Source organism: Streptomyces sp. NPDC001220 (assembly GCF_053597895.1).
The window spans coordinates 112,746-125,860 of record NZ_JBSFJE010000016.1; the positions used below are offsets into that span (position 1 = coordinate 112,746).

Here is a 13,115-nt window from a genome sequence, read left to right on the forward strand (position 1 = left end):
GAGACAGGTGCCGATCCGCGGCGACCGGACGGGACGATAGGAGCTCTTCCCTACGGTTCCGTAACCTACGGCGACGTAAGTATGGCAGCGAGGCGTCTCACGGCAAGAGCCCCATAGCCTGCGCGTCCTCATGGACACCTATCCTTGGAGTCGGTCGGACAGCGCGGTCCGCTCTGTTTCCTTCCCGGATGTCCGGCCCGTATGCGGACAGGCCCCGCCTGCCGCCCGGCTGACGGACGGGTCCCCTCCAGACGAGCTTCAACACTGCAAGGAGCCGCACCTGTGAGCAGTGCCGACGACCAGACCACCACGACCAGCAGTGAGCTGCGCGCCGACATCCGCCGGCTGGGTGACCTTCTCGGCGAGACCCTCGTCCGGCAGGAGGGCCCCGAGCTGCTGGACCTCGTCGAGAAGGTCCGCCGTCTCACCCGCGAGGACGGCGAGGCCGCCGCCGAACTGCTGCGCGGCATCGAACTGGAGACCGCCGCCAAGCTGGTCCGTGCCTTCTCCACCTACTTCCACCTGGCCAACGTCACCGAGCAGGTGCACCGCGGCCGCGAACTGCGCACCCGCCGCGCCGCCGAGGGCGGCCTGCTCGCCCGCACCGCCGACCGGCTCAAGGACGCCGACGCCGACCACCTGCGTCAGACCGTCCAGAACCTCAACGTCCGCCCGGTGTTCACGGCCCACCCCACCGAGGCCGCGCGCCGCTCGGTCCTGAACAAGCTCCGGCGTATCGCCGCACTGCTGGACACCCCGGTCATCGAGTCGGACCGCCGCCGTACCGACATCCGCCTCGCCGAGAACATCGACCTGGTCTGGCAGACCGACGAACTGCGCGTCGTACGCCCCGAGCCGGCCGACGAGGCCCGCAACGCCATCTACTACCTGGACGAACTGCACGCCGACGCGGTGGGCGACGTCCTGGAGGACCTGACCGCGGAGCTGGAGCGGGTCGGCGTCAAGCTCCCCGACGACACCCGCCCGCTCACCTTCGGCACCTGGATCGGCGGCGACCGCGACGGCAACCCCAACGTCACCCCGCAGGTGACCTGGGACGTCCTCATCCTCCAGCACGAGCACGGCATCAACGACGCCCTGGAGATGATCGACGAACTCCGCGGCTTCCTCTCCAACTCCATCCGCTACACGGGTGCGACGGAGGAACTGCTGGAGTCGCTCCGCGCCGACCTGGAGCTGCTGCCCGAGATCAGCCCCCGCTACAAGCGCCTCAACGCCGAGGAGCCCTACCGGCTCAAGGCCACCTGCATCCGGCAGAAGCTGGTCAACACCAAGCAGCGCCTCGCCACCGACACCCCGCACCAGCCCGGCCGTGACTACCTCGGCACCGCCGAACTCCTCGGCGACCTGCGGCTCATCCAGGCCTCCCTGCGCGAACACCGCGGCGGTCTGTTCGCCGACGGCCGCCTCGCCCGGACGATCCGCACCCTGGCCGCGTTCGGCCTCCAGCTCGCCACCATGGACGTCCGCGAACACGCCGACGCCCACCACCACGCCCTCGGCCAGCTCTTCGACCGCCTCGGCGAGGAGTCCTGGCGCTACGCCGACATGCCCCGCGAGTACCGCGGCAAGCTCCTCGCCAAGGAGCTCCGCTCGCGCCGGCCGCTCGCGCCCACCCCGGCGCCGGTGGACGCGGCCGGCGAGAAGACCCTCGGGGTCTTCCAGACCGTGAAGAAGGCCCTGGAGATCTTCGGGCCCGAGGTCGTCGAGTCGTACATCATCTCCATGTGCCAGGGCGCCGACGACGTCTTCGCCGCCGCCGTCCTGGCCCGCGAGGCCGGGCTGATGGACCTGCACGCCGGCTGGGCCAAGGTCGGCATCGTCCCCCTCCTGGAGACGACCGACGAGCTCAAGGCCGCCGACACCATCCTGGAGGACATGCTCTCCGACCCCTCCTACCGGCGCCTGGTCGCGCTGCGCGGAGACGTCCAGGAGGTCATGCTCGGCTACTCCGACTCCTCCAAGTTCGGCGGCATCACCACCAGCCAGTGGGAGATCCACCGCGCCCAGCGCAGGCTGCGCGACGTCGCCCACCGCTACGGCGTACGCCTGCGGCTCTTCCACGGCCGGGGAGGCACCGTCGGCCGCGGCGGCGGCCCCTCCCACGACGCGATCCTCGCCCAGCCCTGGGGCACCCTGGAGGGCGAGATCAAGGTCACCGAGCAGGGCGAGGTCATCTCCGACAAGTACCTCATCCCCTCCCTCGCCCGCGAAAACCTGGAACTGACGGTGGCCGCCACCCTGCAGGCCTCCGCCCTGCACACCGCACCCCGCCAGTCCGATGAAGCGCTCGCTCGCTGGGACGCGGCCATGGACGTCGTCTCCGAGGCCGCCCACGCCGCCTACCGCGAACTCGTCGAAGACCCCGACCTGCCGACGTACTTCCTCGCCTCCACCCCCGTCGACCAGCTCGCCGACCTCCACCTGGGCTCGCGGCCCTCCCGCCGCCCCGGTTCGGGCGTCTCGCTCGACGGCCTGCGCGCCATCCCCTGGGTGTTCGGCTGGACCCAGTCCCGGCAGATCGTCCCCGGCTGGTTCGGCGTCGGCTCCGGACTGAAGGCCCTGCGCGAAGCCGGCCTGGACACGGTCCTGGACGAGATGCACCAGCAGTGGCACTTCTTCCGCAACTTCGTCTCCAACGTCGAGATGACTCTCGCCAAGACCGACCTGCGGATCGCCCAGCACTACGTCGACACCCTCGTCCCCGACGAGCTGAAGCACGTCTTCGACACCATCCGGGCCGAGCACGAGCTGACCGTCGCCGAGGTCCTCAAGATCACCGGCGAGAGCGAACTGCTGGACGCCACCCCGGTGCTCAAGCAGACCTTCGGCATCCGTGACGCCTACCTGGACCCGATCTCCTACCTCCAGGTCACGCTCCTCAAGCGCCAGCGCGACGCGGCCGCCGCGGGCGCCGAACCCGACCCGCTGCTCGCCCGCGCCCTGCTCCTCACCGTCAACGGCGTGGCGGCCGGCCTGCGCAACACCGGCTGACCGACACCACCGCACACGGCTGTGCCCCCGGGGTCGTACACCCGGGGGCACAGCCGTGTGTGCTGGAGCCGTGTGTGCTGAGGCCATGTGTGCTCGAGCCGTGTGTGCTGGAGCCGTGTGTGCTCAGGCCATGTGTGCTCGAGCCATGTGGGCTCGAGCCATGTGCGCTCAAGCCGTATGTGCCTGCCGTCTGTGCCCGCAGCTCTACAGGCTCACTGCAGGGCGAAGAAAGCCGCCGTCAGCAGCGCGATCCCGAGACCGCCCAGTCCCCAGGCCACCCGGGTCAGCCGCAGGCCTCCGGCCACCACCACCGACGCCAGCAGCAGCGCGCCGCCGAGCGGTACCCAGGCGAGCAGGACCCCGGCGGGGCCGGACCGGACCACGTCGTCGGTACCGGGTTTCACGATCACGTCGTAGGTCTGCCCCTTGCGTACCGCCACCGACTTGTCGATGGCCACCCGCGAGCGCGCGGAGGCGCCGGACGAGACCGGGGTGAACGGGCCCGTGCAGGTGTCCGCACCGCACGTGGTCACCTCGATCGTGCCCCGCTCCTTGCCCTTCGTCAGCATCACGTGCTGCGCCGTACTCCAGGAGCCCCACACACCGCCGACCAGGATCAGCACGGCGACCGCGCCCATCGACACGACCCGGCCGAACCGCAGCGCGGCGACCGGGGGCGTACGGGAGGAGGTGACCGAGGCAGCAGGCATGGCCGGGATCATTGGCCATGTCCCTACGGCCGGTCAACTGCGGTGGGGGACAAGTCAGGAGTTGTACGAGCTTTGCGCCCGCTCCAGTCCCTCGGTGACCAGCGCCTCCACGGCGTCGGCCGCCCGGTCCACGCAGTAGTCCAGTTCCTTGCGCTCGGCCGAGGAGAAGTCCTTCAGCACGAAGTCCGCGACCTGCATACGGCCCGGCGGGCGCCCGATCCCGAACCGCACCCGGTGGTAGTCGGCACCCATCGCCTTCGTCATCGACTTCAGCCCGTTGTGGCCGTTGTCGCCGCCACCGAGCTTGATCCGCAGGACGCCGTAGTCGATGTCCAGTTCGTCGTGGACCGCGACGATGTTCGCCACCGGCACCTTGTAGAAGTCACGCAGCGCGTTGACCGGGCCGCCGGACAGGTTCATGTACGACATCGGCTTGGCCAGGATCACCCGCCGGCTCGCCGGACCCGGCGCCCCGAGCCGCCCCTCCACGACCTGGGCCTGCGCCTTGCCGGCCCGCTTGAACTTCCCCCCGATCCGCCCGGCGAGCAGGTCCGCGACCATGAAACCGACGTTGTGCCGGTTCATCGCGTACTCCGGTCCGGGGTTGCCGAGGCCGACGATCAGCCAGGGGGCGTTGGCGGCTGCGGGAGTGGTCACGTCCATGTCTCCTTGATACGCGCCAGCCGCCGCTCCCGGGAGGAAGCAGCGGCTGACGAACGACGAAACGAAGGTGAGGATCAGGCCTCGGCGACTTCCTCGCCCGACTCGCCCTCTTCGCCCTCGGCGGACTCCTCGGCCTGCGCGGCCAGGACCTGCAGGACGACCGCGTCGTCCTCGACGGCCAGGGTCACGCCGGACGGCAGGGTGATGTCCTTGGCGAGGACGGAGGCGCCGGCCTCCAGGCCCTCGACGGAGACCGAGACGGACTCGGGGATGTGGGTGGCCTCGGCCTCGACCGGCAGCGCGTTCAGCACGTGCTCCAGCAGGTTGCCGCCCGGGGCCAGCTCGCCCTCGGTGTGCACCGGGATCTCGACGTTGACCTTCTCGCCGCGCTTGACCAGCAGCAGGTCGACGTGCTCCAGGAAGCCCTTGATCGGGTCGCGCACCACGGACTTCGGGATCGCCAGCTCGTTGGACTTGCCGTCGATGTCCAGGGAGATCAGGACGTTCGGGGTACGCAGCGCGAGCAGCAGCTCGTGGCCCGGGAGGGTCAGGTGGATCGGGTCCGAACCGTGGCCGTACAGGACACCGGGGACCTTGCTGTCGCGGCGGATACGGCGGGCGGCGCCCTTGCCGAACTCGGTGCGCGACTCGGCGGCGATCTTCACCTCGGACATGGTGATCACTCCTCGTAGAGATAGGAACGGACGTGGTCACCCGGCCACGAACGGCCTGCTACGAAGAGCGCGTCGATAACGGACCGCCGACACCTGTACGAAAACAGGTACGGCCTCCCTCGCCGAGCAACTGGGGCAGTCTACTCGGAGCGGAGGCCGTACCCAAAAGGATCTTCACCGGCGGCTGGAGCGGCCGGTGCAGAAACCTCACTGCACGGTCGTTACGAAGCGCCGCTCACTGCTCGTCGAAGAGGCTCGTCACCGAACCGTCCTCGAACACCTCGCGCACCGCGCTCGCGATTGTCGGCGCGATCGACAGCACCGTGATCTTGTCCAGGTCCCGGCTCAGCTCGCCCGGCGTCGGCAGCGTGTTCGTCAGCACGAACTCGCTCACCCGCGAGTTCTTCAGCCGGTCCGCCGCCGGACCCGACAGCACACCGTGCGTCGCCGTCACGATCACGTCCTCGGCACCGTGCGCGAACAACGCGTCCGCCGCGGCACAGATCGTGCCACCCGTGTCGATCATGTCGTCGACCAGGACACAGACCCGGCCCTTGACCTCACCCACGACCTCGTGGACCGTCACCTGGTTCGCCACGTCCTTGTCACGGCGCTTGTGCACGATGGCCAGCGGCGCACCGAGCCGGTCGCACCAGCGGTCCGCGACCCGGACCCGGCCGGCGTCCGGGGACACGATCGTCAGCTTGCCCTTGTCCACCTTCGCGCCCACGTAGTCCGCCAGCAGCGGAAGCGCGAACAGATGGTCCACCGGCCCGTCGAAGAACCCCTGGATCTGGTCCGTGTGCAGGTCCACGGTCAGGATCCGGTCCGCACCCGCCGTCTTCATCAGATCGGCGATCAGCCGCGCCGAGATCGGTTCACGGCCCCGGTGCTTCTTGTCCTGCCGGGCGTAACCGTAGAACGGCACGATCACCGTGATGGAACGAGCCGACGCGCGCTTCAGCGCGTCGATCATGATCAACTGCTCCATGATCCACTGGTTGATCGGAGCCGTGTGGCTCTGGATCACGAAGCAGTCGGCACCGCGCGCCGACTCCTGGTAGCGGACGTAGATCTCGCCGTTCGCGAAGTCGAAGGCCTTCGTCGGGACAACCCCGACACCCAGCTGGTGGGCGACCTCCTCGGCAAGCTCGGGGTGGGCGCGGCCGGAGAAGAACATCATCTTCTTCTCGCCGGTCGTCTTGAACCCGGTCACAGCACTGTCTCCTCAGAGGTGTCTCAGCCGTACAGCCTGCTGGCTGCCAGCGACCCCTCGGCTGGGCGCGAGAGGCCGAATCAGCTGGTTAGGTGCGGGTGTGCACTTATCACGGTACGACGTCTTCGGCGCACCTGTTTCCGGTCAGTCCTCGTTCGTGCCCTGCCGGGAGGCCGCCTCGGCGGCCTTCGCCGCCGCACTTCCCGGACGCTTCCGGGCCACCCAACCCTCGATATTCCGCTGCTGGCCACGGGCCACGGCCAGCGAACCGGGCGGCACGTCCTTCGTGATCACGGACCCGGCAGCGGTGTACGCACCGTCCCCGACCGTGACAGGCGCCACAAACATGTTGTCCGAACCCGTCTTGCAGTGCGACCCGACGGTGGTGTGGTGCTTGCTCTCGCCGTCGTAGTTCACGAACACGCTCGCCGCACCGATGTTCGAGTACTCACCGATCGACGCGTCGCCGACATAGGAGAGATGCGGAATCTTCGTCCCCTCCCCGATCGAGGCGTTCTTGGTCTCCACATAGGTGCCGATCTTGCCCTTGGCCCCCAACCGCGTCCCCGCCCGCAGATAGGCATACGGTCCCACGGACGCGTTCGCACCGACATGGGCGGAATCGGCCACCGTGTTGTCCACCCGCGCCCCCGCGCCGACCCGGGTGTCCTTCAGCCGGCTGTTCGGCCCGACCTCGGCACCCTCACCGACGTGCGTGGACCCCTGCAGCTGCGTCCCCGGGTGGACGACGGCATCCTGCTCGAAGGTGACCGTCACGTCGACCCACGTGGTCGCCGGGTCCACGACGGTCACGCCGGCCAGCATCGCCCGCTCCAGCAGCCGGTCGTTGAGGATCCGGCGGGCCTCCGCCAGCTGCACCCGGTTGTTGATCCCGGCGATCTCGCGGTGGTCGGCGGCCACCGAGGCGCCGACCCGGTGCCCGGCCTCGCGCAGGATCCCCAGCACGTCCGTCAGGTACTCCTCGCCCTGGCTGTTGTCCGTGCGCACCTTGCCCAGCGCGTCCGCGAGGAGCTGCCCGTCGAACGCGAACACACCCGAGTTGATCTCCCGGATCGCCCGCTGCGCGTCGGAGGCGTCCTTGTGCTCGACGATGGCCGTCACCGCGCCGGACGCGTCGTCACGCACGATCCGGCCGTAACCGGTCGCGTCCGGGACCTCGGCGGTCAGCACGGTCACGGCGTTGCCGTCGCCGTGGTGCGTCTCGGTGAGCCGGGCGAGGGTCGCGCCGGTGAGCAGCGGGGTGTCCCCGCAGACGACCACGACGGTCCCCTGGACCGTGCCGCCCAGCTCCTCCAGCGCCATCCGTACCGCGTGCCCGGTGCCGTTCTGCTGTTCCTGCACGGCCGTACGGGCGGCGGGGTCGACCGCACCGAGATGCGCGCCGACCTGCTCACGCGCGTGCCCGACGACGACGACGAGGTTCTCGGGCTTCAACTCGCGGGAGGCGGCGAGCACATGGCCCACCAGGGAACGGCCACAGATCTCGTGCAGGACCTTGGGTGTGGCCGACTTCATACGGGTGCCCTCACCCGCTGCGAGAACGACGACGGCTGCCGGGCGAATGGCGCTCACGGAGTTGCCCTTCGGCTTTTGGATGGTGGGGGTGACATCCGCAGGATACCGGGGCGTTTCATGGGCGACATGGGAGCGGGCCCTGACGGTGCTGTCAGGGCCCGGCCTTGTCGTGCTCCCGGAGAAGGATTCGAACCCTCATTCAACGGACCAAAACCGTTTGTCCTGCCCTTAGACGATCCGGGATGGATAGCCGCTATGTCCGACTTTGTTGATCGGCCGCTGTGGCAGCCCCTACTATGCCGTACCACCAGCCTTCGATGCGACGGTACAACTCGCTCCCGCGGGACACACGGACGGCGAGACAGCCTCTGTAGGAGTCGCCGACGTTCTTGCGAACGGTCTTGGGGTTGTGTTTCTTGAGTGTGGTCTTGTAGAACGCGGAGCGGTCGGCGCCGACGAGATCGGCCCAGTACTGTTCGGCGCCGCTGATGTCCGCGGTCTCATGGATCATCACGGTGAATCGAAGGCGCTCGCGCTCGACGTTGAGCAGGTCCAGCCAGGCCAGATAGAACTTGATGACGCCTGGGTCGCTGTTGACGAAGATCACGTTCTCGCGGCGGGCGTACGGTTTGTCCTTGGATCCTTCGGCCCAGTACAGGGCGACTCCCGCCATGAACAGCTCTCGATCGGTCAGTTCACCGATCTCGCGTTTCGCCACTGCCTTGGTCTCCTGGCGTTCGGCGTCTCGGATCGCCAGTTCGTGCTCCCAGCGTTTCCGGCCCGCCAGCTTCGCCTGTTCCGTCGGGTCGCGTCGCTCCGGCTTCGGTAGATCCCGTACCCACAGTGAGATCGAGCTCTTCGAGCACCCCAGCTCCACTTGGATCTGGTCGTACGTCCAGCCCTGGAGCCGTAGCTCCCTCGCCCTCTCCCGCAGGTCGTCCTTCGCGTTCGGGCGCTTCGTCCATTCCGGGGGCGGCTCGCCCTCCAGGAGGCGGTTGAGGATGTCGTTGTTGTCGACGTGCAGCCGGTCGCGGATCTGGCGTCGGCTGAGTCCGGACCGCCGCAGCGCCACCGCCTGCTCCCGGAGCCCCTCGAAGTCCCGGTACTTGCTGTCTGAATGTGCCATGGGCATACCGTCCGGGCGGAATGGTCGATTCCGAGGCTGAACGGTCATGGTTCAGCAGTTCGAGGGATACAGGTGGGTTTCGGTGTTGTTCGGTTACGGAGGGTGGTGTAGGCCAGTAGACGAAACTCACCGGAAAAGCCCACCCCCGCGCCCGTAGGCTGGACGCATGACCACGACGGGGGCAGACCGCACGACGGCCTTGGCAGGGCCGTGGTGGTGGTCGCGGTGGCGTAGTGCGGTGCTGGACGGTGGTCTGGCACTGGTGTCGGCGCTGGAGTGCGGCGCCGAGGGGATCCCGTTCGCCCGGGACGCGGGTGTTCCGGCGTCGGCCGGGATCGTGTTCGGTCTGCTGGCCGGTTCGGTGCTGCTGCTGCGCAGGAAATGGCCGATCGCCGTCGTACTCGTGTCGATCGCGATCACGCCGGCCCAGATGGGCTTCCTGATGGGCATCGTCGGCCTCTACACCCTCGCCGCGGCGGAGGTGCCGCGACGGATCATCGTGGCGCTGTCCGGAATGACGTTCCTGGGCACCCTGATCGTGACGTTCGTGCGGGTCCGGCAGAGCATGGCGCGCGGGGATCTGACGATGGGGGACTGGTTCGTCCCCTTCGCGTCGCTGGCGACCTCGCTGGGACTGACCGCGCCTCCGGTGCTGCTGGGCCTGTACGTGGGTGCGCGGCGGCGGCTGATGGAGAGCCTGCGGGAGCGTGCGGACAGCCTGGAGCGGGAGCTTCAGCTGCTCGCGGAGCGCGCGGAGGAGCGTGCGGAGTGGGCGCGGGGCGAGGAACGGACCCGGATCGCGCGGGAGATGCATGACGTCGTCGCGCATCGGGTGAGCCTGATGGTGGTGCACGCGGCGGCCTTGCAGGCGGTGGCGCGGAAGGACCCGGAGAAGGCGGTGAAGAACGCGGCGCTGGTCGGCGACATGGGGCGCCAGGCGTTGACGGAGCTGCGGGAGATGCTCGGGGTGCTGCGCTCCGGGGACGGTGACCGGCGTCGTACGGCGTCGGCGTCCGCGTCGTTGCCGTTGGCCGCGGTGGGGGTGGCCGCCGCGGCGGCGGCCTCGCGGGTGGCCGAGGAGGAGGGGCCGTACCTGTCGGAGCTGGAGGAGCTGATCGGGCAGTCGGCGGCGGCCGGGATGGTGGTCGATCTGTCGGTGGAGGGGGACGTGCGGTCGTACGCGGTCGCGGTCGAGCAGACGGCGTACCGGGTGGTGCAGGAGGCGTTGACGAACGTCCACAAGCACGCGGCGGGCGCCAAGACCCATGTGCGGCTGGCGCATCGGGTGGCGGAGATCGCGATGCAGGTGGAGAACGAGCCGCCGCCGGAGCCGGCGTCGGCGGCCTCGGCGGGCCTGCCGTCGGGCGGGAACGGTCTGCTGGGGATGCGCGAGCGCGTCCTGGGCCTGGGCGGGGTGTTCGTGTCGGGGCCGACGGACGCGGGAGGTTTCCGGGTGTCGGCGGTGATTCCGGCGGCGTGAGCGGGTGTGGTGGGTGTGGGTGTGGCGGGTGTGGTGGGTGGGGGCCGTGGACGGGCGTTGCGGGTGGGTGTCGTGGGTGGTGAGTGGTTTCGGTGGGTGGTGCGTGCGTGGGTGGTGAGTGGTTTCGGTGGGTTGTGCGCGCTGGGGTGAGTGAGCGGTTTCGGTGCGTGGGTGCCGGTCAGGCCTGGGTGCCGGTCAGGTGTGGGTGGTGAGGCGTTGGGGTTCGACGCCTGCGATGAGGGCGGTGAGGCCGTGGTCGATGTCGGGGCCTACGTACCAGTCGCCGGTGTGGTCGAGGGTGTAGACGCGGCCCTCGGTGTCGATGGCGAGCAGGGAGCGGGTCTCGGTCTCCTCGCCCAGGGGGCAGACCTCGGTGTCGAGGGCGCGGCCGAGGTCGCCGAGGGTGCGGGCGAGGTGGAGGCCGTGCAGGGGGTCGAGGTGGAGGGTGGCGGGGGCGATCTGGCGGCCGGGCCCGGTGGGGTTGATGTGCAGGCCGCCGAATTCGGCCCAGGCCTCCACGGCGGCGGGGAAGACGGCGTGCCGGTGCCCGGCGGGTGAGGTGTGCTCGCGGAGGGCGTCGGCCCAGACCTCGGCCTGTTTTATGTCCCAGCGTCCGGGTTGCCAGCCGGCGGCGCGCAGAGCCGCGTCGACGGGCACCGAGAAGCGCGTGGTGGAGGTGCGGTCGGGGTGCATCTGCCCTTCGTTCGTTTGGTGCGGGTGCGGGTGCGGGTGCGGGTGCGGGTGCGGGTGCGGGTGCGGGTGCGGGTGCTACGGGTGGCGTGTGGTGTTTGGTGCGGGGTGTTGGGTGTTGAGTGCTGTGCGGGTGGGGGGTGCGTCAGTCGTCGGTGGCGGTGGGGTCGACGATGCGGACGCCGAAGTGGGCGCTGAGGGCGGCGCAGGACCGGCAGGGGGCGGCGAAGCTGCCGTGCAGGGGGTCGCCGTCCTCGCGTATGCGGCGGGCGGTGAGCTTGGCCTGCTTGAGGGCTTTGCGGGCCTCTCCGTTGGTCATGGGTTTGCGGACCGCGCGTTTGCTGCGGGCGCTGTCGGCGGAGGCGATGTGCCGTGAGATGAGGATGGCCTCGGCGCAGCGCCCGGTGGAACGGTCGCGTTGTCCGCTGGGCAGGGTGTCGAGGAACTCCTGGACCAGCGGGTGCAGCGGAGGCGGCTGGTCGCCGCGGGCCGCGGTGCCGGTGAGGGTGGCGCCGCGGACGGAGAGGGCGGCCGCGACCGTGGGCAGGATGCCGTCGCGGCGGTGCCGGAGGGTGGGCGCGGGAGGTATTTCGGTGCTGCTCCAGCCGATGCGGGGGTCGCCGGTGGTGGCGCCGTGACCGGCGCCGGGCATCGCGGTGTGCGGTCCCGTCTGCGTGACGTTCATGATCGTCTTCCCCTCCCGGGCATCCCCCCGAAAGTCACAGACTGCCAAATCCCGTGGCGGGTGCGGTAGCTGGGGCGCTGCGACACGCCCGGGTTTGGGCAGGCTGTCACGGCGGGGTGACGGCTGGTCACGGAAGCGGAGGCCCGGTGACCGGGGTTCGCGTACCGCATAGGCTGTCGGCACCGCGATGGGCGCGGTCGACGCGTCTGGGACGTGGGAGAGACAGCCGGATACGAGCCGGGGTGCGCCTTTGGGGTGTGGTTTCGGTTCGTACAGAGTGCCGCAGGGGGCAACCGTCATGACGACAGGTCGGCTCGGGATGGGGGCACCGCCCAGCCGCCAGGCCGGGGGACAAGCCGTGCCGCCGAACTCGGCCTACGCCGGGCAGGTCGTGCATTTCCCGGATCCGGTCCGGGCGGCACGTCACCCGAGAGGGGTACGTGTCGACGACCATGGGTACCCCGATTTCTCGCCCTACGCGCGCGCGGCGGCGGAGATCGCGGACCCGCCGGAGGGTTTCGGCGTCGACGAGTTGCGGCTGACGGACTACGTGTCGGCGAACGCGGTGCTGTCCGCCTCGGGTCATGAACTGTGGGACACGGTGCCGGCGGTGGCGACGCCGCACGGCTGGACGTGGCATCACGTGGCCGGGTCGCGGCGGCTGGAGCTGGTCCCGGTCGAGGTGAAGGCGTTGCTGCGGCACCACGGCGGAGTGGCGACGGCCCGGGTGGACCAGGGCAAGCGGGGCACGCGGCCGTTGCAGGAGACCCGCCCGGCCCATGTCGGGCTGCCCAAGTCGGGCGTGGCGGTGTCGGAGTCGCAGGTGCAGGGCGTCGAGGAGGACCTGGGCTACCGGTTGCCCGGTGCGTACCGCTCCTTTCTGAAGGCGGCGGGCGGGTGCGCTCCGGTGGGCACGGCGCTGGACGCCGAACTCGGTCTGCTGCTGGACCAGCCGTTCTTCACGGTCCGCGACGAGGCGGCGGTCAACGACCTCGTGTACGTCAACAAGTGCCTGCGCGACCATCTGACCAAGGACTACCTGGGCGTGTGTTTCGTGCAGGGCGGTCTGCTGGCGGTGAAGGTGAAGGGCGACCGGCTCGGTTCGGTGTGGTTCTGCGCGTACGACGATGTGCGCGACGTGGATCCGTCGTGGCCGCCGGCCGAGCGGGTGGAACGGCTGCTGCTGCCCTGCGGTGAGGACTTCGACGTGTTCCTGTCCCGGCTGGCGGGTTCCCCGCCGGAGCTGGAGACGGTGGCGAACCTGATGGTGGACGGCGGTTTCGCCCGTGCCGTCTCTGTTGGCTCGGGGGAGTGAGTTTC

11 protein-coding genes and 1 tRNA gene are annotated in these 13,115 nt (G+C 69.8%); 3 read left to right on the forward strand and 9 right to left on the reverse strand.

Going from position 1 to position 13,115, the window contains the following annotated elements:
- Positions 1 to 282 precede the first annotated feature (282 nt).
- The gene (gene ppc, locus ACWDGI_RS33445; RefSeq protein WP_450765527.1) at positions 283 to 3,015 is read left to right on the forward strand and encodes a phosphoenolpyruvate carboxylase; all 2,733 of its coding nucleotides are present in this window, start codon (positions 283 to 285) and stop codon (positions 3,013 to 3,015) included.
- A 212-nt stretch (positions 3,016 to 3,227) separates the two neighbouring features.
- On the opposite strand, the gene ACWDGI_RS33450 is transcribed toward ppc, so the two are convergent.
- The 7 genes from ACWDGI_RS33450 to ACWDGI_RS33480 all read right to left on the reverse strand — a co-directional run bounded on the left by ACWDGI_RS33450 (position 3,228) and on the right by ACWDGI_RS33480 (position 8,940).
- Positions 3,228 to 3,737: a hypothetical protein gene (locus ACWDGI_RS33450; RefSeq protein ID WP_450765529.1), complete on the reverse strand. Its 510-nt coding sequence runs from the start codon at positions 3,735 to 3,737 to the stop codon at positions 3,228 to 3,230.
- Positions 3,738 to 3,779: 42 nt separating this feature from the next.
- Positions 3,780 to 4,388 (reverse strand): aminoacyl-tRNA hydrolase, encoded by a 609-nt coding sequence (gene pth / locus ACWDGI_RS33455; RefSeq protein WP_450765531.1) that lies wholly within the window; start codon positions 4,386 to 4,388, stop codon positions 3,780 to 3,782.
- 74 nt (positions 4,389 to 4,462) lie between these two features.
- Positions 4,463 to 5,062 carry a 50S ribosomal protein L25/general stress protein Ctc gene (locus ACWDGI_RS33460; protein WP_450765533.1) on the reverse strand — a complete coding sequence of 200 codons (600 nt, stop codon included), beginning with the start codon at positions 5,060 to 5,062 and terminating at the stop codon, positions 4,463 to 4,465.
- A 235-nt stretch (positions 5,063 to 5,297) separates the two neighbouring features.
- Positions 5,298 to 6,278 carry a ribose-phosphate diphosphokinase gene (locus tag ACWDGI_RS33465; protein WP_351710648.1) on the reverse strand — a complete coding sequence of 327 codons (981 nt, stop codon included), beginning with the start codon at positions 6,276 to 6,278 and terminating at the stop codon, positions 5,298 to 5,300.
- A 144-nt stretch (positions 6,279 to 6,422) separates the two neighbouring features.
- On the reverse strand, positions 6,423 to 7,871 hold the full coding sequence (glmU, locus tag ACWDGI_RS33470; protein WP_450765535.1) for a bifunctional UDP-N-acetylglucosamine diphosphorylase/glucosamine-1-phosphate N-acetyltransferase GlmU: 1,449 nt from the start codon (positions 7,869 to 7,871) through the stop codon (positions 6,423 to 6,425).
- Between the two features lie 115 nt (positions 7,872 to 7,986).
- Positions 7,987 to 8,057 (reverse strand) — tRNA-Gln (locus ACWDGI_RS33475).
- A 10-nt stretch (positions 8,058 to 8,067) separates the two neighbouring features.
- Positions 8,068 to 8,940 carry a hypothetical protein gene (locus ACWDGI_RS33480; RefSeq protein WP_450765537.1) on the reverse strand — a complete coding sequence of 291 codons (873 nt, stop codon included), beginning with the start codon at positions 8,938 to 8,940 and terminating at the stop codon, positions 8,068 to 8,070.
- Between the two features lie 166 nt (positions 8,941 to 9,106).
- On the opposite strand from ACWDGI_RS33480, the gene ACWDGI_RS33485 reads away from it, so the two are divergent.
- The gene (locus tag ACWDGI_RS33485) at positions 9,107 to 10,420 is read left to right on the forward strand and encodes a sensor histidine kinase (RefSeq protein WP_450765539.1); all 1,314 of its coding nucleotides are present in this window, start codon (positions 9,107 to 9,109) and stop codon (positions 10,418 to 10,420) included.
- A 195-nt stretch (positions 10,421 to 10,615) separates the two neighbouring features.
- Here ACWDGI_RS33485 and ACWDGI_RS33490 read toward each other — a convergent pair whose 3' ends face one another.
- Together ACWDGI_RS33490 and ACWDGI_RS33495 are read right to left on the reverse strand one after the other, a co-directional pair.
- Positions 10,616 to 11,113 carry an SUKH-3 domain-containing protein gene (locus tag ACWDGI_RS33490; RefSeq protein WP_450765541.1) on the reverse strand — a complete coding sequence of 166 codons (498 nt, stop codon included), beginning with the start codon at positions 11,111 to 11,113 and terminating at the stop codon, positions 10,616 to 10,618.
- Positions 11,114 to 11,255: 142 nt separating this feature from the next.
- Complete coding sequence (locus tag ACWDGI_RS33495) at positions 11,256 to 11,795, reverse strand: YwqJ-related putative deaminase (protein WP_450765543.1); 540 nt, start codon at positions 11,793 to 11,795, stop codon at positions 11,256 to 11,258.
- Between the two features lie 298 nt (positions 11,796 to 12,093).
- Between ACWDGI_RS33495 and ACWDGI_RS33500 the strand changes: the two genes are divergently transcribed.
- On the forward strand, positions 12,094 to 13,110 hold the full coding sequence (locus tag ACWDGI_RS33500) for an SMI1/KNR4 family protein (protein ID WP_450765545.1): 1,017 nt from the start codon (positions 12,094 to 12,096) through the stop codon (positions 13,108 to 13,110).
- Positions 13,111 to 13,115: the final 5 nt, after the last annotated feature.